This is a genomic window from Thiomicrorhabdus indica (assembly GCF_004293625.1).
Lineage (GTDB): Bacteria > Pseudomonadota > Gammaproteobacteria > Thiomicrospirales > Thiomicrospiraceae > Thiomicrorhabdus > Thiomicrorhabdus indica.
This window is the reverse complement of sequence record NZ_CP033040.1, coordinates 391958-418907: the sequence shown is the minus strand read 5'-3', so window position 1 is coordinate 418907 and position 26950 is coordinate 391958. Positions and strand designations below refer to the sequence as shown.

The 26950-nt window shown below is 43.2% G+C and carries 15 protein-coding genes; 8 read left to right on the top strand and 7 right to left on the bottom strand.

Going from position 1 to position 26950, the window contains the following annotated elements; genetic code table 11:
* Positions 1-55: 55 nt before the first annotated feature.
* The 3 genes from D9T12_RS01685 (at position 56) to rnk (ending at position 4618) form a co-directional block, all read left to right on the top strand.
* Entirely contained in the window at positions 56-2365 is a 2310-nt protein-coding gene (locus D9T12_RS01685; protein ID WP_240693211.1) for a HAMP domain-containing methyl-accepting chemotaxis protein, read from the top strand.
* Between the two features lie 417 nt (positions 2366-2782).
* On the top strand, positions 2783-3895 hold the full coding sequence (locus tag D9T12_RS01680) for a peptidase M42 (protein WP_130536550.1): 1113 nt from the start codon (positions 2783-2785) through the stop codon (positions 3893-3895).
* A 309-nt stretch (positions 3896-4204) separates the two neighbouring features.
* A complete protein-coding gene (rnk, locus tag D9T12_RS01675) occupies positions 4205-4618 on the top strand; it encodes a nucleoside diphosphate kinase regulator (RefSeq protein ID WP_130536549.1) in 414 nt (137 codons plus the stop codon).
* Between the two features lie 119 nt (positions 4619-4737).
* Here rnk and D9T12_RS01670 read toward each other — a convergent pair whose 3' ends face one another.
* Positions 4738-5706 carry a zinc transporter ZntB gene (locus D9T12_RS01670; RefSeq protein ID WP_130536548.1) on the bottom strand — a complete coding sequence of 323 codons (969 nt, stop codon included), beginning with the start codon at positions 5704-5706 and terminating at the stop codon, positions 4738-4740.
* 77 nt (positions 5707-5783) lie between these two features.
* Between D9T12_RS01670 and D9T12_RS01665 the strand changes: the two genes are divergently transcribed.
* Positions 5784-6275 (top strand): methylated-DNA--[protein]-cysteine S-methyltransferase, encoded by a 492-nt coding sequence (locus D9T12_RS01665; protein ID WP_130536547.1) that lies wholly within the window; start codon positions 5784-5786, stop codon positions 6273-6275.
* 34 nt (positions 6276-6309) lie between these two features.
* On the opposite strand, the gene D9T12_RS01660 is transcribed toward D9T12_RS01665, so the two are convergent.
* The 6 genes from D9T12_RS01660 to speD form a co-directional block, all read right to left on the bottom strand.
* Positions 6310-7113, bottom strand: a complete 804-nt coding sequence (locus D9T12_RS01660; RefSeq protein ID WP_130536546.1) for a hypothetical protein — start codon at positions 7111-7113, stop codon at positions 6310-6312.
* 63 nt (positions 7114-7176) lie between these two features.
* Positions 7177-8223: an NADP(H)-dependent aldo-keto reductase gene (locus tag D9T12_RS01655; protein ID WP_130536545.1), complete on the bottom strand. Its 1047-nt coding sequence runs from the start codon at positions 8221-8223 to the stop codon at positions 7177-7179.
* A gap of 294 nt (positions 8224-8517) precedes the next feature.
* Positions 8518-8937, bottom strand: coding sequence for an OsmC family protein (locus tag D9T12_RS01650; RefSeq protein WP_130536544.1), 420 nt, complete (start codon positions 8935-8937; stop codon positions 8518-8520).
* 38 nt (positions 8938-8975) lie between these two features.
* Complete coding sequence (locus tag D9T12_RS01645) at positions 8976-10178, bottom strand: type III PLP-dependent enzyme (protein WP_130536543.1); 1203 nt, start codon at positions 10176-10178, stop codon at positions 8976-8978.
* Between the two features lie 193 nt (positions 10179-10371).
* Entirely contained in the window at positions 10372-11226 is an 855-nt protein-coding gene (gene speE, locus D9T12_RS01640) for a polyamine aminopropyltransferase (RefSeq protein WP_130536542.1), read from the bottom strand.
* Positions 11226-11726: an adenosylmethionine decarboxylase gene (gene speD, locus D9T12_RS01635; protein WP_130536541.1), complete on the bottom strand. Its 501-nt coding sequence runs from the start codon at positions 11724-11726 to the stop codon at positions 11226-11228. Before speD ends, speE begins: the two co-directional genes overlap by 1 nt.
* Positions 11727-12357: 631 nt before the next feature.
* Between speD and D9T12_RS01630 the strand changes: the two genes are divergently transcribed.
* The 4 genes from D9T12_RS01630 (at position 12358) to D9T12_RS01615 (ending at position 26907) form a co-directional block, all read left to right on the top strand.
* Positions 12358-12996 (top strand): 2OG-Fe(II) oxygenase, encoded by a 639-nt coding sequence (locus D9T12_RS01630; protein WP_240693210.1) that lies wholly within the window; start codon positions 12358-12360, stop codon positions 12994-12996.
* Positions 12997-13044: 48 nt separating this feature from the next.
* Positions 13045-13956 carry a 30S ribosomal protein S6--L-glutamate ligase gene (gene rimK, locus D9T12_RS01625; protein WP_130536540.1) on the top strand — a complete coding sequence of 304 codons (912 nt, stop codon included), beginning with the start codon at positions 13045-13047 and terminating at the stop codon, positions 13954-13956.
* A gap of 11 nt (positions 13957-13967) precedes the next feature.
* Positions 13968-15038: a succinylglutamate desuccinylase/aspartoacylase family protein gene (locus tag D9T12_RS01620; RefSeq protein ID WP_130536539.1), complete on the top strand. Its 1071-nt coding sequence runs from the start codon at positions 13968-13970 to the stop codon at positions 15036-15038.
* A 187-nt stretch (positions 15039-15225) separates the two neighbouring features.
* Complete coding sequence (locus D9T12_RS01615) at positions 15226-26907, top strand: Ig-like domain-containing protein (protein WP_130536538.1); 11682 nt, start codon at positions 15226-15228, stop codon at positions 26905-26907.
* Positions 26908-26950: the final 43 nt, after the last annotated feature.

Below are 26950 nucleotides of genomic sequence, written 5' to 3'. Positions count from 1 at the left end.
TTGAGATATATTGCCAATTTACACCATGAAAATGCAGTTGCATGAAGGAACAGAAATGACGTGGTTTAATAATCTAAAAATTCGTAACAAGCTCATCTTATTTATCATTCTGATGCTTGCCGCACTAGCGATTAGCGGATTCAATGCCATCAGAGGCTTCTCATTGTGGTCGGAAGGGATGACAAAATTTGCAGAAGAGCGTTTGCCTGGCGCAGTCGCTTTAGGAAACCTAAATACGGAACGCATGGCGATTCGTGCCCAAACCGTCAGTGTTTTACAATACGATTCAGTCAACAACGCTAACCGGGCCTCTCTGCAATCAATTGTGAATGAACGCAATGCTTCTTGGAAAGCCGTTGACGAAAGCTGGAACCGCTTCGCAGACATTCCAAAACGCTCCGAAAAAGGACAAACCTTTTATCGTAATCTTAAAAAAGAATACCAAGATTGGCGAACAATTTATGTGGAGTTGGACGGGTTGATTCAAAAATTAATTCAAGCCAATACACAGGCCGATTACAGCACGGCAATGACGCAATATGAAAATGCCGTCCAAAGAATGATTCCCATCTCAAACACCATGGGAAAGACCTTCACCGACTACACCAAACACAATGTCAAGGTCTCCAGTGAACAAGCCTATGAAGCCGCAAAAACAGCTACAAGCAAAGGGGTCGGCATGGGGATTATTTTGGCGATTGCGATTGTCCTAGCCATTGTCATTGGTTTCTTAATGGTTCGAGCGATTACCAATCCGCTAAACCGAATGGTAGATGTACTTCGCAAAATCGACCAGACGGGTGATTTCTCACTCACCGTTGACCATGATGCCAAAGATGAAGTTGGGGATTCAGCTCGCGCACTGAACAATATGATGATTAACCTCAAAAAAGCCCTAAACAACACTAACCAAGTGGTACATGGCCTTTCAGAAGGCGATTTTAGTCAGCGTATTCAAGGCCATTACGTTGGTGATTTGGCAGAACTACAAGAAGGTGTGAATGACAGTGCGGACTCTATAAATGTCACCATGCAACAACTCTCCAAAGTGATGACCTCACTCAAAAAAGGAGAGTTCAGTGTCAAGATTGATAGCAATCTTCCTGGTGACTTTGGTGCCATCATGCATGACGCAGCCGAATCAGTCGATGCCTTGAATAAAGCGATTGGTGATGCCATCAATGTCATGGAAGCCATGGAGAAAGGTCAGTTTAACCAACGTGTTCAAGTCCAAGTTGCCGGTGACCTGCAAACTCTGAAAACCATGATTAACAATTCCATGGATGCTCTGGCTATGGCGATTGACGATATTTCAAACGTGGTAGTCGCGCAATCGGAAGGCGATTTAACCCAAACCATTACCAATAACTATGAAGGTCAATTATTAATCCTGAAAAACGCGATTAACAAATCCTCTACTACACTGAATGAAATCGTTTCCGTCTCGATGAACGCTGCGAATGCGGTCAACCTTGCCGCCGCAGAAGTGGCGCAAGGATCACTGGATTTAAGTGATCGAGTCCAAAACCAAGCGGCTGCGGTAGAACAAAGTTCTGCCACCATGGAGGAATTCAGTGCAGCGGTACAGAATAATGCTCAAAATGCTGCAGATGCCACCGATGTCGAACATAAAGTTGAGGAAAAAGCCAAACAAGCCTCAGATGTCATGCGTCAAACCATTGAAGCGATGAGCGCCATTCAAGAATCCAGCCATAAAATATCAGACATTGTCACTTTGATAGATGGCATCGCTTTCCAAACAAATCTGCTTGCATTGAATGCTGCGGTGGAAGCAGCACGTGCTGGAGAGCATGGCCGAGGCTTTGCCGTGGTCGCCGGAGAAGTCCGCGCACTTGCCCAAAAATCCGCTGATGCTGCTAAGGAGATTACGGGGTTAATTAACGAAAGCGTTAATCGCATCGATCAAGGAACGAAACTCGCCAGTGAATCAGGTGAGGTCATTAACGAAATCACTGAATCTATCGAGCAAGCTGCCAAAATGTCATTGGAAATCTCCCAAGCCTCCAGTGAACAGTCAGAAGGAGTTAAACAACTCCAAGCCGCAATCAGTCAGCTCGACCAGGGTATCCAACAAAATGCCGCTCTGGTTGAGGAAACCACTGCGGCGGCTGAAAGCATGCGTGAACAGTCCGACACGCTAACTGACCGTATGTCCTTTTTTAAGACCAGTGATAGCGGCCACACGCATAGTGCGCCCAAACAAGTTGTTAAAAAATCAACTGCACCAAGTTTACCAACACCAGAAAAACCAAAGGTAAATAAACCGAAAACGCAAGCGTCAGTAACAACTAAGCCACATCAGCCTAAAAAGGAAAAAGAGTCTGAAGAATGGTCTGACTTTTAAATCCATTCACAGAATCTGATTGACTAATCTCCTAAGCCCAAAAACAGTAACGTTGTTTTTGGGCTTTTTTATCGAGTAATCGCCAAATTAAAACCGGTAGTTGATAATTCAGGCAAACACACTCGTGGATTTTTCGATTAAAAATAACCGGCCGGTAAGGTTTCGTTTTGCTCTACAGGTTTGACAATCGTTTGATGATAATAAAAGCCAGCCTATTAACATGCTTTTGGCGTAATGAACTAGCCTATGAACGTTTTTGCGGAAACTCTCAACAGTTATTTAAGGAACCTCTGATTGAATCCTTCACAACAAAAATTTTGAAAATAAAATCAGCGGCTTTTGAATTTACCGCTAAAATTTAATTTTTAGCCTGCCAAAGCGTCGATACGCCCAAAGCCTTCTTGTGGAGCTTCTGCCATGAGCACTTCTGAATTTGAAACCGACAATAACTTTCTTCATTTTTCGGAATTTATCGACCTACTGAAGTCCTTAATTAGAGAACCCTCCGTTGTCGGTGCCGAACACGCATTTTTTCGCGTACTACAACGTGAACTTGAGGAACGCGGTGCGCAAGTCACTTGGTACGAGGGATTACTCGTCGCCCATGGCAATGAGCCAAATCGTTGCATGTTTTCCAGTCACATCGATCGCCACGGTTTAATCTGCACTGGCCCCAATGAATTCCAGTTTGCGGCATTTGTCTCTGGACAGATGAGTGACCTACTCGGTAAATCAGTCAGTGAAGAATTGATGCTGACACTTATGAATCGCTTTGAAAACACCCCAGTTATTGCCTATGAGCCTTGGTCAGGTGCATACCGTGGCAGAGGCTTAATCAACAACGCTTACATTTGTGAATATCGAAACAACCTGATCTTTGAGGTAGAGAAGCTTGAACACTTAGTTGCAGGAACACCTGTTGGCTTTTTGGATAAACTGAAAATTGATAACGGTTTGCTTTCGGGACAGCTGGACAACGTTCTGACAGCTGCGGCCTTAGTGCACCTATTCAGCTTGGGATATCAAGGAACAGCATTCTTTACTGCCGAAGAAGAATCTGGTGGTAGCTGGCGATATTTATTGGAATGGTTCCGGCGTTTTGGAGGTTCAACCAACGAATTATATGTGGTCGATACCAGCCCATACAAAAATCGTGACGAAGCCGACAAACAGCAAATCGTTTTGCGGAACCGGGATGAATTTGCAGAATTTAATATTGAAACCACACAAAAGCTAGCTCAAACCTGTGAAAAACTCGGCATTTCATACAGTTTCAAAGACCACTATATTACCAAGCAAAATCTGTCTAGCCTTAACTCAGACAAGCCAAAACTCAGTCTTGGCCGTACAGAGCTTGGACGTATTACTGATAAATCACTCGGGCTTGTTCACGGCACCACCATACAGATCCCAACCACTGGTTACCACACAATGGATGAAACCGCTTCAATCGACAGCACAATTGCATTTCTCAAACTCTTAATAAAACTAGGAGCAGTTGAAAACCTAGAGGCTGCCAAGCGATTGTAAAAATCTTACCTCGTTTTTAATGTCTGCACTGCTTTTGGCAAAGACTCCTCGGAATGCCGCATATATTCAGTGGTTGAAGATGTCTCTTCAACCAAGGCGGCGTTCTGCTGAGTTGCTTGGTCAATCTTTAAATTCCTGTTATTGCAAACAATAAAGGCGATAATAGATACTGAATAAAATCGAATTAACGAGAAAGTCACGTAGAAAATCACTGCTATTCGATTTTAAAAAATTTTACCTATCAAATTCGCATGCCATAGCTGAACTTTTCAACCTTCGCATGCAACGGAAAGTAGATTGAGTATAGAAATGAAAACAAGACCTGAAATCACGATTTCTTCATTAGATTACGATAGGCTCTATAAATTAATTGAGTCATTACCTAACAATGGATTAGTGGGAATTACTGAGCTTGAGTACGAGTTGGAGCGCGCGAATGTCGTTGCTCCAGAAGACGTCCCCCCACATATTGTGACCATGAACTCAACTGTCAAATTTGTCATTGAATCGGATAACAAAGAGTTTGAACTCAAGTTAGTTTATCCGAAAAATATGCAAGAGGATGGTACAACCATTTCGATACTTGCACCGGTTGGCAGTGCATTACTTGGGCTGGCAATCAATGATGAAATTGAATGGCCAAAGCCAGGAGGTGGCTGTATAAAAGTCAAAATTACCGATATAGTCTATCAACCTGAACGCGCCGGTGTTTACTACCAATAAGCATTTCTCACGATCGAGCATTAACAGTGGCAAAGACCTACCACCTTCACACACAAGAATCCATTAACGATTGAGACCAAAAGGTGATTTCTTCTTGTCACTGTCATAACCCGACCAGTTTAAAACCACTTACGCCATTTAAAAATAACCACTTGCACCACAATCAAGATCACGATGAGCCAAGCAAAATAACGAAATGCTTGTGGGTTTTCCACACCCGGCATACCACCAATGTTGATTCCAAACATTCCGGTCAAAAAACCAAGCGGTAGAAAAATAGCTGTAATAATCGATAGAACATACATGCGACTATTCAGCTGCTCAGACAACCGGTTTTGCAACTCTTCTTGTGCGACCACCGCACGTTCTCGCAACGCTTCCAAATCTTCCAACTCACGAGTCATGCGATCGACCACTTCTCGAAGTTCCGAACGGTCCGTTTGTTGCATCCATGTCAAACGTTCCAACGAAAAACGCATCAAAGCTTCTTTTTGTGGCGCCATGTAACGTCGAATCCCAATCACCTTACGCCGAAGTTGTGACAGTTCGGAACGAAGTTTGGCACTACTGTCCTCAATGACTTGATCTTCCAGCACCCCCATCTGCTCTTCGAATTCCGACACCATTTCACCAATTCGGCTAATCATGCGATCACCTAATTCAACCATCAGTTCACTCAGAGAATTCGGGCCGCGACTTTTTTCAAAATTGTATGCCAATTCAGAAACCGATTTTAGCTCTCGGCGAATCGTGGTGATTAAGCGATGGTCATCTCGCCACAAACGTAGCGCCACCATATCTTCAGGGTCTTCTTTTGCATTTAAATTTACGCCACGCCATGCCATTAAAGTGCCGGTTTCCATGGGAGAAAAACGAGGTCGTGACTCGCTACTCATTAAGGTTTCCGCCACCGCCAAATCCAAACCGGAATCATTGAACAACCACTCTTTGGTTTGAAATACACTGTAATCCAAGTGCAGCCACAACTCGCCCTGCTCAGGGCTCCAAGCTTGCACTTGCAGCCAATTAAGCGATTTAGCGCCTCCTTGACCATCCAACAGCAAAGCGAAAATCAAACCATTGTCCATTGCATGCAACTCCCTTGGAAAAACACCTGTAAAAACGCGATAATGACATAGAAACTAACGTTTGGAAATCAAAATTTATGATCTGGTTCGATACTTTTCAAAGCCCATTCTGCGGCTTTACAACACTTGCGCTAGTTGGTGATAAACATGGTCTTCAAGCCTTAAAACTGCTCAAAGAAAACGAACCATTCAAAACCGAAAACCATTGGCACAGAAACCCTGATTTTTTTAGAAATGTACAACAGCAGTTGATTGCCTATGCCAAAGGCGATTTAGAAAGCTTTGATGTGCCGCTAAACCCACAAGGCACTCAATTTCAAAAGAATGTTTGGCAGGCTTTGCAGACTATTCCTTACGGTAAAACTGTGACTTATCAACAAATTGCCGAACAAATCGGCAAGCCGAAAAGTTACCGGCCGGTAGGAAATGCGAATAACAAAAACCCAATTCCAATTATTATTCCTTGCCATAGAGTCACACCTAAAAACGGCAACTTAGGTGGTTATGCTTACGGAACAAGACTAAAGTCCCAACTATTGGAATTAGAGTCTAACCACTTGAATGATTAGACTCTTTTGGAAGCTCTACCAGGCGTGCTGAAATTTACTGTCCAAATTGTTGCATCATTTGTTGTAATTGTTGCATTGACTCAGGTGATAGAGCAGGTTCCTCCGCCTCATAACCTTCTGACTCAAGTTTTGGCATCTCACCAGCTAACAAACTGCTTAGTGTCTGACGAATATGATTACGCATCATATTTTCTGCCATTTGGTCATGCTCCACAGTGACACCGGCCGGTAAAGAAAATCTGTCTGCAGGTGGCGAGACTTTTTTAATAGAAACGGCTTCTTCTGTCGATTTCATGCCCATCATATTGGTCTCAACCTTGAGCGGAAACCCTGTCTCGGAAATTGAATAGACCTTTATTCCCGACATCTCCGTTAAGTCACATGAATAGCCCTGTAACTTTGCCGCATTTTTGGTCAAAGTACCGCCCATTCCCTGAAGACTATTCATGCCAAATTTTTCCGCATTCGTTGCAATTTTGTCTTGCTCTGTCGAACTGTACTTTTCAAGCTCTTGTCGATAAACTTTTTCTGGATTCATCATCTTAGTCGCTGTTCGACTATTCATATCAACGCTATAAACCCAATCTCGGGTGGTAATATCAATCTCCTGTTGAGTTTGTACCATCCCCATCATTTTCATAGATAAGTTAGTATATTCCGCAGACTCACGGCCATAATCTCGAATATAAGTAGTTTTCGTTCCTGCAGACATCCCTGTCACTTGATACTCTACCACCGCATTTTTAAAGGGTAATTTAGGCGCAAACCAATCTTGCGCCAACACCGTTTGAGACACCACCAATAAACCCACTGCCGTCAATTTAACCAAACCATTCATTTAGAAACCCCTCCGTAAAAAAACAGAATACGTAAAAAATTGATAAGAATCAAATTGCTATAATCACGGTGATGGATAAGTGTAGCGCTGATGAATAGCTTCAATTTCAGTTAACAGTTCTCCACTCAACGTCACATGAATTGAATCAATATTTTCTTTGAGTTGTTGCATGGTGGTCGCGCCAATAATATTAGACGTGATAAAGGGGCGCTGATTGACATAAGCAAGCGCCATTTGTACTGGCGATAAGTCATATGCTTTTGCTAAATCAACATATGCCTGAGTGGCTGCCGTCGCTTGAGGGTTTAAATAGCGGTCAAATCTTGGGAATAAGGTAATACGCGCTTGTTCTGGAAATTGATTATTTAAATATTTCCCTGCCAAGACACCAAATGCCAATGGTGAATAAGCCAGTAAACCAACACTTTCTTGATATGCAACTTCCGCTAAACCTACTTCATAACTTCGGTTAAGCAGGTTATAAGGATTTTGCACAGAAACGATTTTTTCTAGCCCCATACTTTTTGCTAAGTTCAAAAACTGCATAGCTCCCCAAGCGGTTTCATTTGATAAACCAATCGTGCGAATTTTCCCTGCCTTAACTTGGTCAGAAAGCGCTTCTAAGGTTTCCGCCATCGGTGTTAAATCCGTTGGCTCATTTTTGGGGTATTCAAATCCAAGCTGACCAAAGAAATTGGTCTGACGTTCTGGCCAGTGCAATTGGTAAAGATCTAAATAATCGGTTTGCAGTCTCTGCAAAGACGCATCTAATGCTTTTTGAATAACCATTGCATTAAACCGAGTTTTGCCCCCTCGAATATGTTCGACAAACTCAGCAGGACCAGCAATTTTTGAAGCCAACACTACTTCCTCTCGCCGCCCTGTTTTTGCAAACCAGTTACCGATAATCGTCTCGGTTGAGCCATAGGTTTCCGCTTTTGGTGGTACTGAATAGAGTTCTGCGGTATCCCAGAAGTTCACCCCCTGTTCTAATGCATACTCCATCTGTTCAAATCCTTGTGCTTGAGTATTCTGCTCACCCCAAGTCATCGTGCCCAAACAAATTCGGCTAACTGAGATATCGCTTTGTCCTAAGGTTGTGTATTGCATTGAAACTCCAGAAAAATTAAATTCATTTAGAGAGAGCTTTGCATGAGTATGAGTTAAAGCATAAATTGAGAAAAAAATCTGTTGAGCTAGGCAAAAAGTGCAGGGAATAGCTAGCTATTCTCAAGGTTTTTAACAAAGCTCAGCAGGGTTTTAGCCAATTTTGGTTAATTATTATCTCGTGCAAAGCTCTCTTAAAATTAATTTAGGCGAAATCCAGATAAAAAGAAACCCACGAATGCTGAATGCATTGTGGGTTTTATGACCTTCTCTGCAACGTCAAAGTCGCAAGAAGAATTAAGCGTCTAAGACTTCAAAACCGTGAGACATTTCAACTGTGGCTTCGAGCATTTTGGACACCGAGCAGTATTTTTCGGCAGATAAATCCACCGCTCGTTTGACCTTTTTCTCATTCAAGTCCGTTCCAATGACTTTAAAGTTTACATGGATTTTGGTGTAGACCTTTGGAATATCCTCAGCACGTTCGGATTCAATTTCAATCTGAACATCTTTGATGTCTTGACCCATCTTTTGTAGCATCATCACCACATCAATTCCGGTACAACCGCCTAGCCCCATTAACACCATTTCCATTGGACGTGGGCCAGTGTTTTCACCACCGACTTCAGGAGCCGCATCCATACGAACTGTATGCCCTGTACTGGCGGTGGCATCAAATGCCATGCCCGAACCATTCCATTTTACAACTGTTGTCATTGTCTCTTCCTTTACGCGAATGTTTTCTGAATCAACGATTATTTCAAGGCGTCAGTTTCCGGATCAAAGATATCTTCAACCACCACTACTTTCGGTTTTGGATAGAAATTAAACTCTGTTGCCGAAGCAATGGTATAGGCGCCCATCTGTTTGCCGATTAAAATATCACCAACTTTCATGTCTGGCAATTCAATATCTTCAGCCACCACATCAATCGAGTCACACGTCGGTCCAGCCAAGACCGAAGGAAAAAACTCTCCTGTTGGGTCAATTGGCTTCAATGGGACAATGGGGTACTGGGCATGATCATAAATCTGGCCACTGAAGCCACCATAAACGCCATCATCCAAATAATACCAAGTCCTCGCACCGCGTTTTGCCTTTCCAACAATCGAAACCACTTCAATCATTGAAGGGCCGGAGATAAAACGTCCCGGCTCGGCAAACACTTCAATACCGGCCGGTAACTCTGCAAGCGCCTCATTCAAAGGTGCGCAAAAATCCACAATCGGTAACACCGCTTCTTGGTAATGCACTGGAAAACTTCCTCCAATATCTAAAAATTTCCAGTTGACGTGGTTCATCACCTTCATCGCGGCAATCGACGAACGGATCGCATTGACTTGCGTCATTGGGGAAAGCGATTGTGAACCGACATGGAATGATAAACCCGAAACGGTGACACCGTTTTCTTGGGCCATCGAGACCAAAACAGGCAATTCTTCCAAGGTACAACCAAATTTTCGAGAAAGATCGACCACCGCTTGTTGTGAGCGAAAGCTGACCCGAATAATCAGCTCCACCTGACCGGCGTATTTATAGAATTTTTTGACCTCTTCTTCGTTATCCACCACAAAGCGTGTACAACCAAAATCCAAAGCGCGTTGAATCTCTTTGTCTTTTTTAATCGGGTGTGTATGAATACATTGTTCACCCTTTACGCCTAGCGATTCCACTAGCTCCACCTCTCCGATGGTTGCTAAATCAAAATAGCTGCCTAAAGATTTCAAACGCTTTATTAATTGCGGGTGCGCCAAGGATTTTATGGCATAAAAAAGTTTTACATTTGGCAAAGCCGCCTGCAAAGATTTGTACTGGTAATCAACCTCTTCCAAATCCAACACCATAAACGGAGTGTCGTGTTGCTCGATTAACTCTTTAATCGATGCACGGTCAAATTGTTCCAGTTCATCTGGATGAGTTTGTTCAGCAAAATGCTGAATTATATCTTGAGAGTCCATAACTCTTTTCACCTCAAAACAAGGCTTTCATTGGAAGCTTAGCAATGGCTTATCAATTCACTGCTGTGTCACTTTTAAAAGACGTTATAAACCCATCCATGGGAACTCCGCATTGTCCATCCTAGACAATGAGGCTTTTAAAAGTGACACTCCAGCAAATCTCTACAACAAAACTAATCTTCCACGCAACTGCCTAAGCGATAGCATCTAACACATATTGCGGTAACGCAAATGCGCCCTTGTGCACTTCTGGAGTATAGAAGCGCGTTTTGATTCCAGACTGCTTAAAGCGTACTTGCAAGGTTTCTAATGAAACCTCTTTTAACTCTAAGTTATCGGTTGCCCATGCGAAAGTCATAATCCCTCCCACATAAGTCGGTACAGCACCAGAATAAAAACTCGCTTGCGCAAACAGTGGACTCAAACGTTTATACGTCGTGGTGACTTCGTCCGTCTGCATAAAGCTCACGCCATTTTGCGCCACAAACACGCCACCGTCATTCAAACAATTTTGAATACCTTGATAAAAACGCGAAGTAAACAGTACTTCCCCCGGCCCCATTGGATCGGTTGAATCGGAAATAATCAGATCAAACTTTTCCGTGCATTCATTAACAAAATCCACTCCATCGGCAATCACAATATTCGCTTTCGGGTTGTCGTAAGCTCCTTGAGAGTGATTCGGCAAATACTTCACGCACATATCAATCACCTGTTGATCGATTTCCACTTGGGTGACCAACTCAACATTCTGATGTTTTAAGACCTCTCGCAAAATACCACCATCACCACCGCCAATAATCAACACCTTCTTGGGATTACCGTGCGCTAACATCGGGACATGAGTCATCATTTCATGATAGACAAACTCGTCTTTTTCGGTCGTTTGAATAACACCATCCAGTGCCATCACCGTGCCCCACTGTGCATTATTGAAAATAACCAAATGCTGGTGCTCGGTTTCAACTTCAAACAATACTTCATCCATGACGAAATTTTGTCCCCAAGTAGGATAAAGAGTTTCTAAATAGGTTTTCTTGTCTGCCATTACTGCTCCTGAGCCACTTCACCACGAAGAATCGTATCGACTTTAACATCAGTGGGACTAAACGCTGCTTTTAGGACTTCAATTGCTTTTTCCGGCTCAGAATCACCGCACATAAATACATCAAACGCCGCATAGTTTCGCTCTGGCCATGAGTGAACCGAAATATGAGATTCCGCTAACACCGCTACCCCAGAAATCCCACCGTTTGGCGTAAAATGGTGCAAGTGAATATGTAACAAAGTCGCTTTAGCCTTTTCAACTGCTTCACGAAGAGCATTTTCCATCACTTCTAGATTATCTAGATGACTCGCACCCCAAAGATCGATAATCAAATGAGTGCCGGCAAACTGTTTGCCATCGCGACAGATAAAATGGTCAAGGGTGGCATCTTCAACCGCTTGGTCATGGGTTGGCCAAGTATCATCGATGACCGTGGTTTTTTCGATGACTTCAAAATGGTCATTACTGGTGACCAAAATATTTTCAGCATGTGGAGACATGAATAGAATACCTTTATTTAAACACCCATTTTCAGCGAGGAGGCAACCACCAACACCTAAAGTGCCGCAGACTTAACCTAAAGCTTGAAACATTAATTTGATAAATAATAAATGGATGAATGATTAATTATTAGTTATCACTACAAAGGCTAGTAGCAACAACCCCAGCCACACCGCTTCCTAATTAAAGTCACAGGTCTGTTCGCGGCAATCGCTCTTCTAATCACATAGTTAACTATGCTCATAGAATCGCTCAATTGCTGCTTTGCTGTGACCCCAATTCTTTTGCGGAAACAAAAGTGTGAGGTGTTAACCATTTTTCTTTCTGTTGCCTTCAAGGAGGAAGGTTTCTGTGTGAAAAAGGAAGACGGTATTATTCGGTTTTTTCCAAAAAAATCAAGAAAAATTTAACCTCCCCTATCCTCTTGATATTCCTGCAAAAATAATTGATTTAAATTGCAATTTTTTTATTGCCAAAACCATCGTTTGGCAGGATAATCCGCGAACTTTTTTCGCCTGTCGAAAATACCCTTCTATTTTTTTCTTTTACCGATGCACAAACCACCAGTCTCACCAAAAAAATTTGGCTGCGATTGGCGCTATTTTGTAAAAGATATTTGAGATTACGCCTGTGAAATTAGATCCAATTGCCATTGAAACCATGCTTGACCAGTTGGTCGAAAAAGGTTGGTACGAATGGCCAAGTGCCATCTCTGAAAGCTTATGCTTGGCGTTATTAAATGAATTACTGGAGGCTGAAGAGACCGGCCGGTTAAAAAAAGCAGGCATTGGACGCAGTGATGAGCGACAAATTAATAATAACATCCGTCGCGATCAAATTCGTTGGCTAACAGGTGAAACACCCTCTCAAATTGAGTTTTTAGCGATAATGACCAACTTACAACAGGCGCTAAATCGCGCACTATTTATGGGTCTGTTCGAATACGAAGCGCACTATGCACTTTATAAAACGGGTGATTTTTACAAAACCCACTTGGATAGTTTTAAAGGGCAAGCCAATCGAATGGTCAGTACGGTTCTTTATTTAAATCCTGACTGGGATGCAAAAAATGGTGGTGAACTTGTACTATACAATGAAAACGAGGAAATCATTCAAACGACAGTAACGCCTTCTATTGGCAAACTGGTTGTTTTTCTGAGCGAACAGATTCCTCACGAAGTTTTACCCACCAAACTTCCTAGAGCCAGCATTGCAGGTTGGTTTCGCTGCAATAGTTCAACCGGACAAATTGCCAACCCTGCTAAATAAGTTTACGTACTATAATCCATAATATCGTTTTCAAGGAGAGTGACTATTATGAAAATCGCAATTTTATCTCGAGGCCCTGAACTCTACTCAACACAACGCTTGGTTGAAGCGGCCGAAAACCGAGGCCATGAAGTCAAAGTAATTGATGCACTGCGCTGCTATATGAACATCAACTCTGTGAACCCTGAAATTCACTATAAAGGTGAAGTTTTACAGGGATTTGATGCCGTGATTCCACGTATTGGTGCGTCTGTTACGTTTTATGGAACAGCGGTATTACGCCAATTTGAAATGATGAACGTTTTCCCTCTGAACGAGTCGGTTGCCATTAGTCGTTCTCGTGATAAGCTGCGCAGTATGCAATTATTATCAAGAAAAGGCATTGGGTTGCCCGTAACAGGAATTGCCCACTCACCGGACGATATCGAAGACTTGCTAAAAACCGTTGGAGGTGCTCCTGTCGTAATCAAATTACTCGAAGGAACACAAGGTGTTGGTGTTGTGCTTGCAGAAACCCAATCCGCGGCAACCTCAGTTATCCAAGCCTTTAATGGTCTAAAAGCCGACATTTTGGTGCAAGAGTTCATCTCTGAAGCCAAAGGAGCAGACATACGTTGTTTCGTGGTGGGGGGCAAAGTGATTGCTGCCATGAAGCGACAAGGAAAAGAAGGTGAGTTCCGTTCCAACCTGCATCAAGGTGGAACAGCCAACCTGATTAAAATCACCGCTGCGGAAAGAGCCACCGCGGTAAATGCCGCTAAAGCCATGGGGTTGAATGTATGCGGTGTGGACTTGCTTCGTTCTAACCATGGGCCTGTGGTAATGGAAGTCAATTCCTCTCCAGGCTTAGAGGGCATTGAAAACGCCACGGCGAAAGACATTGCCGGCATGATCATTGAATTCATTGAAAATAATGTCGGCAAAAAACGCAATCAATCACGGACTCGTGGTAAAGGCTAAGACTGTAAAAAATGACGCAACGTACCAAAAATCAACCGATTACTATTGCCGATAAAATTGTCCAACCCGGCGAGCGCAAAACAATAAATGTGCAAATTGGTAAACTCTACACCCATAGTGAGCTTACTATGCCAGTTCAGGTGTGGTGCGGACGTCAAGCAGGCCCAACCCTCTTTATCAGTGCTGCAATTCACGGAGATGAGCTTAACGGTGTTGAAATAATTCGCCGACTGCTCAAGGTAAAATCCTTGAAACGACTCAAAGGCACCTTAATTACGGTACCGATTGTCAATTTACACGGTTTTATTAACCATTCACGCTATCTTCCTGATCGTCGTGATTTAAACCGTAGCTTTCCGGGATCTAGAACGGGAAGTATTGCCGGCCGGTTAGCACACACTTTCTTGAATGAAATTGTTAAAAAATCCACGCATGGTATCGATTTACATACCGGTGCAATCAATCGAACCAATCTCCCACAAATTCGTGCCGACTTAAACACACCAGAAGTCAAAGCCATGGCGGAATCTTTTGGTGCACCGGTGATGCTCAACTCAGACCTGCGTGACGGTTCTTTACGCGCCGCTGCGGTTAAAATGGGCATTCCGATTTTACTCTACGAAGCCGGTGAAGCTTTACGCTTTGATGAGTTCTCAATTCGAGCAGGGGTCAACGGCATTATCAATGTTATGCGCCATTTAGAAATGTTACCGGCCTCACGTCGACAAAACACTTCCACTCGTAAACCTGTCATTGCACGCAGTAGCTTCTGGATTCGAGCCCCTCATAGCGGAATTTTCCGATCTCTTGCCGAAGATGGTGTTCGCGTGGAAGCGAAAAAAACCTTAATTGGCGTGATTTCTGATCCATTCGGTGAGAGTGAAGTGGAAGTTTATTCACCCTATAGTGGAATCATTATCGGTCAAATGCGTTTACCGTTGGTTAATGAGGGGGAAGCCCTATATCACATTGCTCGTTTTGCACGTAGCGACATGGTGGAAGAAAAGGTAGATGAGTTTCAAGAAGAGATGCAAGATGAATCCAAACTTCTCTATCCAAATGAAGATATTCCGGCAATATAGATGGCTTCATTAATTCTTAATTGGCTAAAAATTCAACCGCTAAAAATATTTAATTACAACCTATAAAGCATACCTATTCACTTTACCCTAAACTTTTATGTATTAAAAACCGTCCTTGAGTACAGTAGCCTCAATGACATTGGTTGTTATGATAAACCTCCAAATTTATTTATCTGGAGTGGTCAAAATGTCAATTGTTGTTGGTAAAGTAGTCGGAATCAAAGGTGAAGTACTCGTTCTAGATACGGAAACACAAGAGGTTCGAGTACTATCCGAAGGCTCTGAACTGTTTTTGAATGAAGTGGTTCTTACTCAAGAAGGCGCAACAGTCGCCATTGAAACCGTTGATGGAAATACTCTATCAATCGGTAGTGACTCTCAGTTTGTTATCGACAATGATGTGGTTCCTGTTGAAGCTTTCCAAGAACTTCCTGAGCAACTTGTCGGAAATTTCGATTCACTGCAACGTGCTATTGTCGAGGGGCGTTTTGAATCTGTAGACGGGACTGAAATTCAAATACCTTCTGAACAACAAGCCGCTTTCCAAACACAAGCCGAAGCCATTAACCAATCCAACAACACTGACGAAGAATTAAGTTCATCGAATCAACAAGGGGTTGAAGATGAACGTAACGCTGAAACGGGTGAAGTCACAGCAGGTTATGTAACCGATACTCGTGAAATTGACTTTGAAGAAAACGTTGAACAAGCAGACCGTGCAACGGAAGAATTAGTCATTCCTACACCCGAACCAACCCCTGAGCCGACTGAACCGCCTACAGAGGCACCAACCGAAGAGCCAACGCCTGAACCAACAGAACCGCCTACGGAAGCGCCAACCGAAGAGCCAACGCCTGAACCAACAGAGCCACCTACGGAAGTGCCAACCGAAGAGCCAACGCCTGAACCAACAGAGCCACCTACGGAAGTGCCAACCGAAGAGCCAACGCCTGAACCAACAGAGCCACCTACGGAAGTGCCAACGCCCGAACCTACTGAACCACCTCCTCCGCCAAGAACCATCATCAAAGTGGTTGCAGCGAATGTGCAAGGTGAACCTCTGAAAGATCAGGAAGGAAATTATCTTGAAGTCAATTCGGCTCCAGAAGGCGATTCAGCTTATTATATCGCTTTGGCTTTCGCACCAAACAGCATTCTATTTAATGACGATACCCGTCTTGAAACTCAAGCGGGTACGGTTGATTTTGCATTCAAAGACAATTCAGCCACCAGAAATTCAGATCAAGAGCCTGCCGAAGGTTCAAATGACTATCTGCAACAAGCAACACTGGAAGGTATTGAATTAAATACTCGCGTGTCAGCCGATGCACTGGATGATTATATTTCCGATAACGGTGAATTTTTCAACGTCACCATTTCAAACTACCAATCTCCATCTCCAGCTGCCTATGCATCGGTGACAGTGCGCGAAGAAGGTGTTGAAACCACCATAACCGATAATAGTATCGATAACGAATCAGAAACGCCCAATGATCCAAATGACCTGAATGATGGTGGCGAGCCAAATAATCCGAATGAACAGACAAATGCAGAACCTGTCGTTATTAAGTTGATTGCACTAGACGGAAATGGCGAGCCGATTTTAGACCCGCAAACAGGCGAATATACCTTTGCGAACCAAGTAAATGAGGGCAGTGATGCTAAGTATATGGCATTGGCATTTACCCCCGGCGAAACCGTTTTCAGCCCAGATACTAAACTAGATAGTCAACTGGGCACCATTAATATTACATTCGGTGCTGATGGCGATTCTGCAACAGGAGCAGAAGAGCAAACTGTTTCTGATGGCTCTGAAGATTATGATAACTCTCCACAAATCTCGATAAATCTCGGAAGCGTGATTTCTACAGCAAGTTTTCCCGATATTATCCGCGACAATGAAGAAACTTATAAAGTCACAATTGACCAAGGTTCTTACACTCGACCAACACCGACTACTGGCTATGAGGATGTTGTCATTGACCAAGCGCCAGTCACCACAACCATTCTGGATAATGAGCAAAATGTCTTTGTCAAAATCACTAATAATGACACTCAGGCTGAGAGCAATTTCTTATCCCATACATTGCAATTAGTCGATGCTGAAGGAAATCCAATAACGGTTGCAAATGGCGAAACTATTACCGTTACCTTGAGCTACGCAGGTAGTGGTGATGACCCTGCCGAAGCCAATGATTATGTAGCCGATACCGAAGTCACAATCGTTGGCGGGACAAGCGAAACCACTTTCTATAACGAAGCTTTGGATGATTATCTTGCCGAAAATGACGAGCAATACACTGTCACCATTGATGCAGTTTCTCAGGCGAATAATACCTATGAAAATGTCGCACTACATACATTAGCTAATGGCGCACAAAGCGATGCAATCAGTGTCACCGGAACGATTACCGACAATGAGGCTCGTAATAATCTATCTCCCCCTGAAGAAGGCCAAGAACCTGGACAGCCGAGCAATCCAGAGCCGACGGAGCCAACCGATCCTGACACGCCAAATGAAGAAGACTCTGTCGATAACACACCTAGATTTGGCCCTGAAGATACAGTCTATGTCAGAATTTTAGATAATGACTCGGTTGCAGAAAGCGAGTGGTTATCTCACAGAGTACAACTTGTTGATCAAAATGGTAATCCAGTCGAAGTACCTGCTGGTGAAATCATTACTGTTGCTTTGACATACAACAAGCCAGATGTTGCTGGCGCTTTGAAACAAGGCGATGGCGTGACAAATGCAGACTATGTAGCCACCGAAATTGTGACAATTATTGGCGGAACCTCCGAAACAACATTTACCAATGAATCACTGGAAGACTACTTTGCCGAAGGTGCTGAAAGCTACACCATCACCATTGCATCCGTCATCCAGCAAGCAGGAAGCTTTGAGAATATTGAACCTGAAGTTGATGAAAATGGAGACCTACTAGAAGTCACAGGCACCATTAATGATAATCCTTCACAGGATACCGAAAACCCTGACACTCCGATTGAACCAACAGACCCTGATGATCCAAACGATCCAAATGACTCTGAAGAACCAAATCCAGTCTATGGTTCAGAAGACAGTGTCTATGTAAAAATCATTCACAACGACACCCAAGCTGAAAGTAATTTCCTTTCTCATACCGTGCAATTGGTGGATGCAAATGGCGACCCAGTCATCGTTGAAGCCGGTGAAACCATTACCGTCTCACTGAGTTATGCTGGTAGCGGAACAGACCATGCTGAAGACAATGATTATGTTGCGACAACCGAAGTCACGATTGTGGGCGGTACGAGTGAGACCACCTTCTATAATGAAGCTTTAGATGATTACTTAGCTGAAAACGATGAGCAATATACCGTTACCATTAGTGCTGCGACACAAGACCAAGGCACCTATGAAAATCTCGCTATAGATACTGCAAACAATTCTGTCACCGGTACGATTACAGACAACCCTGCTCAAGATACTGAGAACCCGAATACGCCTGAAGAACCAACCATTCCAGACGACCCAGAAGATCCAAACGACACGCCAGACCCTACTCCGGTATACGGCCCTGAGGATACGGTATATGTAAAAATTCTTGACGATGATACCGAGCAAGAAGGTGATAGCCTCTCTCATCGACTACAGCTAGTCGACAAAGACGGTACCCCTGTTAATGTACCGGCCGGTGAAACGATTACGGTTACCTTGACTTATACCCCAGCTCAAAATAATGGTGCTTTAAATCAAAATGATAATGGGGATCACGAAGACTACACTGCGACAACCTCAGTTCAACTAATCGGAAATGGCAACAACTCTGAAGTCACCTTCACAAATGATTCAATCATCGATTTCCTAAATGAAAACGATGAATCGTATACGATTACCATCGATACCATTACTCAGGCAAATGGCACCTTTGAAAATATTGTGACCGCAAAAGATGGCAACACACCTTATGAAGGTAATCCAATGTCGGTCACAGGTACCATTACCAATGGCATGACGATCGGAACGCCTGACAGTGCTTATGTTGATGAAGACAATTTTGATGCCACGGATGCAGATAGTTCTTTGACGGGAACCCTTCATGACAATGGTGGAGTCGCTGATCCAGACGGCAATAGCTCAAGTGGCAATCCAACATTACTCAACATTTCCACTGGGTTTGAAAACAATGAATACACATTTACTTTTGAAGACTCATTGGTTCTCAATTCAGAAAATGATTCCAACCTTTCGATTCCGGCCGGTGGAATAAACGAACTTTCATCGGGCGGTGTTGCACTTCAATATGTGACTAATGGCAGTACTTTTACCGCCTATAAGGGCGCTGGCAGAACAGATGCCGACAAAGTCTTTGATATTGTTCTTTCAAAGAATACCAATGATGATGGTTCAGATGATGGCTACACCTATACGCAATATCAGAATATTGACCATCCAATTGCCGATAATGCAAATGACCCAGCAACCAGTGACGACACACTTAGCTTGACCTTTGGTTATAAAGTCACTGGTACCAATGGCAATACCAACGAAAGTGCCGTGCAAAATTTCACAGTAACAGTCAATGATTCTCTACCGGCCGGTAGCAATCAAACAGTCAGTGTCAATGAAGATAACGACAAATTAATTGTGATCAGTGCTGAACCTTTCGCCAATGGTGAAATAGAAATTGACAACAACAAAGATGGTCCATCAACAGTTGCCAGTGGTAACAGCATTGATATTTATGATGCGGATGGCAATGATTTAATCGGTTCTGTCACCAACCATGGCAATGGAACAGTGACCTTCACTCCCGAAACACATTTTAGCGGTCAAGCTTCTTTTGATTATTCGGTCTCTGACCGCGATAACGATACAGCTTCAGCAACTGTGACCGTTAATGTGTTACCGGTTGCTGATGGCGTTACCATGCAAGCCGATAAAACAGGTAACGATGCGATTGTTGCGGTTGAAGACAACAGCAACACGAATGATAGCCCAACACACACTCAGACAAACTTCGCGATAGGTCTAGGTTTAACTCTATCAACAGTTGTTGATGCATCCGATGAAACAACAACCGGCACCACAACTTATGATTCAATTGAACGCCAAGGTTTGTTGGACTTTGTGTTTGATAATGCCGATGGAACCAATGATGGGTATTTAGTCGGTTTGGATACGGATGGGAATGGCACTTTAGATACCACCTTATTCACCTTAGGAACTGGGAATGACGGTAATTCATTTAGCATATATATTACCGATGGCGACTTCCATCCAACGGATTTAGATAACACCGATGCAATCCAATTAACTCAAGCCGAGTATGCTCAACTAGCCATTTCACCCATTGAAGACTCGCATCACAATGTCGACTTTACGGTTACCACAGAATCACATGAAGTCACCGATGCGGGCGCTTTGCTATCGCCAGACGTCATTTCCACAACTAGCACACAAAACGTAACGGTGGATCTACAAGCAATGACTGATCCCGTCACAATTGATCTAGCAGTTGTGAATACAGTCGATACCAGCGTAACCTTGGAAGATAAGCAATTAGCAGATGGTTCAGCAGGCTCTGATGGGCATAACGACCACATTAATTTGACCATTAACGAAGACACCAATGACGGCCGCTCTTATGTCAATTTAAAAGACATCATCTTGGAACGTTACGGGGATATTGATGGTTCTGAAAACTTTAAATTTGAAATTTCGAGTCTTGCCAATGATGGTGTAAAAATTACCGTTGAAGGGGTTGGGACGAAAACCATTTCAACAACTCCTCAAATTTTTGATTTCAGCAGCGATGATCCATACATTCGCCTCGACCCGCCTGAAAACTTTTCAGGCGATTTAAGCACGATTTCCATCAAATTAATTGCTTTAGATAACGATACCGATTCAACGGTCACCGAAACAGAAACCAGTGATGTCATTACATTGGATGTTTTTGTTAACCCAATTGCGGATGACGTCACTCTGCCAAATGTTGAAACGACTGAAGATACTGCTGTTAAATTGTTTGCTGGCTTGAATACAACCGATACAACCGCAGGGACTGAAAGCATTACTCAAATTGTGATTAATGATTTACCGGCCGGTTGGGTTTTAAAAGATCACAATGGCGTAACTCTGATAACCGGTAACGGAACCGATGACGCAACGATTGATGTGGCAAATGTTGGCTTGGCAAATGTCCAGAACTATTCCGTCACTCCTCCTGCACACAGCAGTGCGGATATTGATTTGTCTGTGGATGTCACGGTTCAAGATGTGCAAACAGTAAACAGTGTTCTGCAAACGGATACGGATACGTTTAACCACACCTTAAACATTAAAGTCACTCCAGTAGCCGAAGTGACAACGCCTAATAATTCAGGTGCCAATGATTTATCAACGGACACAGATGGTGACACGAATGCCGACCTAGAAATTAATCCAGATCATACCTATTCATCCAATGCTAAAGAAGATGGTAATAACGGAGCAATGGAATGGTTCAACCTTGGCACTGACGGTGGGTTTAATTTAGAAACAGGTTGGTTAAACCAAGACAACACCGATTTGGATTACGATTCAAGCAATGTGACGCAGACGGATTCAGAAGAAACCTTCGCTTTGTTAACGTTTATGGATACAAATGATAACCCAATTGCAGGCTCTCAATATCGTTACAGTGAAGACGGTGGTAACACCTACACATCAGCCATTATCGATACCAACGGCCAAGTCGAAATTCCTGCTCAGTATTTAGATACCTTACAAATTATTACACCAGACCAGTTATCGGGTGACTTCAAAATCTTGGTGGAAGCGAAAACCGTCGATCATGATGAAGACAATGTTTCACAAACTGACACAGAAATTAGTGGCGCATCTTATCTATACTTTACGGTAGATCCTGTTGCCGATGACGTCACCGTTGCAATTAAACAGTCTTTCGGTAAAGAAGATGCCGGACGAGATAGTAATGGAGATGCAACCGATGGTGCTAATAGCATCCCATTGAATGTGAAAATCACCACAGACGACACCGATGGTTCGGAAACTTATACAATCGTATTAAGCGAGATTCCGGACGGTGCAAGCATTTACTATGACGGTACTTTAATTAATCCTGATGATGGTGTAGTCAATGCCAATATCTCAGCAACAAATGATGCTGGCGGTACTTGGTCGTTAGAAATAGCCGAGTTTGATAACAATGCGACCTTCAATTACATTCCGGTGTATAACGACAATTCCAATGTAAATTTAAAACTGGCCGCGAACTCGGTAGATGGCGCACAGAGCGGCGCACAAATCACCAATCTTGATATTAACGTCAAGATTCAAGGAGTCGCTGATACACCGACTAATGATGGCACAATCTCCGTCACAATTGATGATACCGATAATCAGCAACAAACTTATAATGCTATTGTTCATGAAGACACTGACAGTGTGACTTTAGCCACTCTCTTTGTTAACGGTACACCAAACTTTAGTTCTGCGGATATTGCCGGCGGCGATGGTTCGGAAAGTTTCTTTATCAAAATCAATTTGACTCAGACACAAGTCGACGATGGTTTCTCTATTAGTGGTGCAGGAATTTCGCAATTAAATGCGACTACATGGCTACTAAACAGTGATGATTTTGCCAATGCGAAAATTAATATCCCTGCGAATTACAGTGGCGAAGTTGACTTTAATTTGACCCTTCAAACAGTCGAAGACGATGATGCCAGCGGTAATACCATTGGTGACTCAGACATTGAAACAGTCAATCTATCGATTTTAGTCACACCTGAAACCGAAGGTACTTTAAGCAACTCTGCCTCTCAAGATGAAGATACGGTTCAAACACTCACCTTTAACTTCGACAATAAAGGTGATGCAACCGAAAGTCTCACAGCACTGCAAATTGATACGAATTCAATTTCTTTAGCTGGTGTTAAGCTTTTTAAAAATGGCACTGAAATTACCGACACAGGCTTGGTAGACGTTGATCCAACAAGTGACGTGATTACGGCTAGCATCCCAGCCGATTTAGATACCGATTACACTTTCGACTTCCAATATCAAACATCAGATACCACCAACGATAGTTCGAAGTTTACCGATGTCGAATCAATAGGAAATGATTACGACGATACCAATGCGAATTGGATAACCGATACCTACACCGTCACGGTTAATGCCGTCACGGATACCACCACATCCTCTTTAGGCACAATTACCGATATAGATGGCGATGGCAATGCAGATGTCAGTTACGATTCCGGAACAAAAACTGTCACAGTGACCGACAATACCGTTTTCGAAGTCCCAATTATCTTGACCGCGGACGATATGACATCAGAAGGTTCAAATGGCCAAGACACGGACGGTTCTGAAACAATTCACCAGTTTGTTGAAGTCTCCGGTGTCCCGAAAGGAATCGATATTGTTGGCGGTACTTATCTTGGTGATATTACGGATGCCAATGGCAATACAACAGAAACTGGCCGCTGGCGTGTTGAAATTGATGAGGATTTAATCATTGATGATGCGAATGGCGAAACCAATCTCATTCAATTTGAAGTAGGACGAACTTCTTACGCGGATATTAACCAAGAAATTACGCTAGAGATTTTCCATCAGGATAACGGCTCCACCGTTCTAAGCAATACAGAAACCTTTACTTTAGTCATTGATGGCAATAATTTCGGTGGAACTGGCGGGACAATTGACCAACCAATGGATTTGGTCGTCAACTTCACACCAGAAGACTTTATCGAAGATACCGACAAAACGTTGGATAACTTAGTTTCCGTCGCAGATGATGCTGGTTCGATCAATGATTCGAGTAAATACGCGATTACTATTACCAATCTGTCGGGCGCCTCCATTTCCGGCATGAACGATGAAGGTGGTTTCTACTCCTTAACCGGCACTGGCGACGTCAATGCTGTTATTGCTTCATTGCAAAGCATTACCCTGACGCCAGATAGTAATGACAATATCAATACACCGGTAGACGTTCAGTTTGACCTAGTGATTACCACCTATGGTGTCAATGAGCATAACAGCTATCCAATTAATGATGTGTCTTTGCCGATTGCACCAGTCACGGATGAATCAACTATTTCAATTACTGGTGGAGGAATTACAGAAGATACCGCCACAACCTTTAACGTTGATTTGAGTAACCTTGCTGATGAGGACCGTAATATTCTGGTTGATGGGAAGCTGTATATTCAGTTAACGGATAATGGCGTGACAGAAAATGGTGCTGGAAATTCAGGAACCTTTGAAGGCGTTGGCTTTAGTTTGCCAAATTTGACAACGATTAATGCCAATGTCATTCAAGACGATCAAGGCAATAGTTTACCGGCCGGTAACTATTATGTAATTGATAGTAATGTATTGGCTGGATTTGATTTTGACTCCGCACTACAAATCAAATACACACCACCTGCGGATCAATACGGTAATGAAATTTCCATTACCTCCTACGCGTTAACTCAGGAAGATCCTGAATCATCCAGCTACTCGACGATGACTTGGCTTACCTCAGGAACTGTTTCTCACACGGTAACGCCTGTAAATGATGGCTTTGCTGGTACGCCAAGCATGTCGGGTAATGAAGACGAAATTGCCCTATTAAGCTTAAATGGTGGCACTCTATCTGACAGTAGTGAATCCATTACCGGTGCAAGTTTGCAAGACGTGCCATTTGGTTATGAGGTTTACATTAACGGTGTCAAACAAACTGGTCAGATTTCCGGACAAGATGCAGAAGGTAACTATCTGTATGACTACAGCCTGAATGTCTCGTCCATTGCAGAATTAGAAACGGTTGGCATTCAACGAGTAGGTGTTGAAAACTTTAGTGGAACGCTTGAAGGGGTTTCGCTTGTCATTACAGGCGGCGAATCAGGCAATGCGGGAACGCTTTTCAGCGGTACCATTGATGTCAATTTCAACCCTGTAGCTGATTCACTGTTAAACATGACCGCCACCAAAACTTTTGGTGATGAATACACCTGGGTGGCGATGAATCTAAATGCGAATGTTAAAGATACAGATGGTTCAGAAACCCTGACGGCTAGCTTTACAGCCGCCTCCGGTTCTGAAGCCTTGGATGATACAGCACTATTCAGATTAAATGGCATCGTTCTTGATGGCTCGCAAGCAACATTTAACAGTGGTACTTGGACAATTTCTGGGATTGCATACGATGAAATCGGCAACTTAGAAATGCTCTATCATCAATACGAAGATGATATTGATGTCGTCGTCAAAACCGTGGATACCGCTAGTGGACTACCAACCGACACCTTAAATGATGCCAATGATTCACAAGACTCCTTTAACTTACGTCTTGAGGGATCAACATCGATTATCACGGGAGACGAAGATAATGTCATTGTGGCCGGAGATACTGGGGTAACCGTCGATTCTGGAGCTGGAAACGACTCCATTACCGGTGGTTCGGGTAATGACTCCATAGATGGTAGCGCGGGGATCGACACAGCTGTGTATTCGGGAGCGATTACGGATTATCAATTCTCATATAACTTCGGCACTTCAACCTTAACCATTGAGGGTGCAGAAGGAACAGATACCTTAACCAGTATTGAGAAACTAAACTTCAATGGCACAATCTATACTTTAGAAATTGGTACCACCGGCGTTGATACCATTGATGTATCAGGTTCAGGGCAATACCTAATTATTGCTGGAGCTGGTAATGACACGATCACCGCCGATAATGATGATTATGTGATTACCGGCGATGCATCCAGTTTAACAACACCAGTGCAATTCAGTACCTTAGATGTTGATGATCCAAATACGGCAGGCGTGGATGAGGCCAGCGACGGGGTGATTATTGACGGTATTATTGAGGGCATGTCCTACAAAACGTCATCGGGTATTACAGGAACAACTGATGCCACTGGTAGTTTTAAGTTCAATAATGGCGATACAGTAACCTTTAGCATTGGCAGCATTGTCATTGGTACTGCCGATGCTGGAGATTTAGCGGCCGGTAAAGTCTTCCTACAAGATTTAGCAAATACTGACCGTACCGATTTGGAAGACGATTATGTGCAAGTGATGGCGGTCTTCCTGCAAACTCTCGATAGCGAAGGTAATACCGCAGGTGGAATTCAAATCAGCGATTCAGCTCACCAAGCTTTTGCAGATGAGTCATTGAACTTGAGTTCCATGTCGTTAGCGCAAATGAATGATTTGTTAGTTGCGCACGGCTATACCCCAGTGGATATTGAAACAGCCATGGATCACGTCATGGACATGTTGGTTGCGAATACTGATCTGGATGAAGACGACTTTGTACCGTTTGAATTACAAGATGAAGTCATCGAAGAAGAAACTCTAGAGAAAGTTATCGCAAACGAAGGTACTGAGGAAAATTCTGACATAGACGAAACTGTTCCTGAAGAGACCACTGATGAAAATAGCTTAGATACCGAATCCGCTCATGAGTCAATTGATGACCATACAGAAACTTCAACGCCAGAAACTCCTGAAAACGATGTCGCAGCAGAATCTTCAGAAGAGACAGCAGATGAAGAAAACGGTACCAGCATTGATAATGATTCAGACGGTACTCTATTAATTGAAGAGGAATTAATCATCGAAGATTCTATCGAAGAAGAAACCGAAACAGATTCGGAATCTGATGAGCCAGAAGCGGATATGCCTGAGACCTCTGAACTATTCGATACGGGTGAAGACCAAATACCACTTCCTAATTCAGAAGGCGCAGAAGAACCAACGGAAGAGGTAACACCTGCACCTGCTGACAATGATGCAACTAGCGGAGATGACTCAGTAGTAATTCAAGAGAAAGAGGCTATTGTGATTGAAGAATCGCAAACAGACTTCTAATAAAAGGAATCGGGGAGGCTTTTATAAGCTTCCCTTTGAGTTT

Excerpts from the sequence above, each read along its gene's own strand:
- D9T12_RS01685 (WP_240693211.1), top strand. The coding sequence starts at position 56 with ATGACGTGGTTTAATAATCTAAAAATTCGTAACAAGCTCATCTTATTT.
- D9T12_RS01680 (WP_130536550.1), top strand. The coding sequence starts at position 2,783 with ATGAGCACTTCTGAATTTGAAACCGACAATAACTTTCTTCATTTTTCG.
- rnk (WP_130536549.1), top strand. The coding sequence starts at position 4,205 with ATGAAAACAAGACCTGAAATCACGATTTCTTCATTAGATTACGATAGG.
- D9T12_RS01670 (WP_130536548.1), bottom strand. The coding sequence starts at position 5,706 with ATGGACAATGGTTTGATTTTCGCTTTGCTGTTGGATGGTCAAGGAGGC.
- D9T12_RS01665 (WP_130536547.1), top strand. The coding sequence starts at position 5,784 with ATGATCTGGTTCGATACTTTTCAAAGCCCATTCTGCGGCTTTACAACA.
- D9T12_RS01660 (WP_130536546.1), bottom strand. The coding sequence starts at position 7,113 with ATGAATGGTTTGGTTAAATTGACGGCAGTGGGTTTATTGGTGGTGTCT.
- D9T12_RS01655 (WP_130536545.1), bottom strand. The coding sequence starts at position 8,223 with ATGCAATACACAACCTTAGGACAAAGCGATATCTCAGTTAGCCGAATT.
- D9T12_RS01650 (WP_130536544.1), bottom strand. The coding sequence starts at position 8,937 with ATGACAACAGTTGTAAAATGGAATGGTTCGGGCATGGCATTTGATGCC.
- D9T12_RS01645 (WP_130536543.1), bottom strand. The coding sequence starts at position 10,178 with ATGGACTCTCAAGATATAATTCAGCATTTTGCTGAACAAACTCATCCA.
- speE (WP_130536542.1), bottom strand. The coding sequence starts at position 11,226 with ATGGCAGACAAGAAAACCTATTTAGAAACTCTTTATCCTACTTGGGGA.
- speD (WP_130536541.1), bottom strand. The coding sequence starts at position 11,726 with ATGTCTCCACATGCTGAAAATATTTTGGTCACCAGTAATGACCATTTT.
- rimK (WP_130536540.1), top strand. The coding sequence starts at position 13,045 with ATGAAAATCGCAATTTTATCTCGAGGCCCTGAACTCTACTCAACACAA.
- D9T12_RS01620 (WP_130536539.1), top strand. The coding sequence starts at position 13,968 with ATGACGCAACGTACCAAAAATCAACCGATTACTATTGCCGATAAAATT.
- D9T12_RS01615 (WP_130536538.1), top strand. The coding sequence starts at position 15,226 with ATGTCAATTGTTGTTGGTAAAGTAGTCGGAATCAAAGGTGAAGTACTC.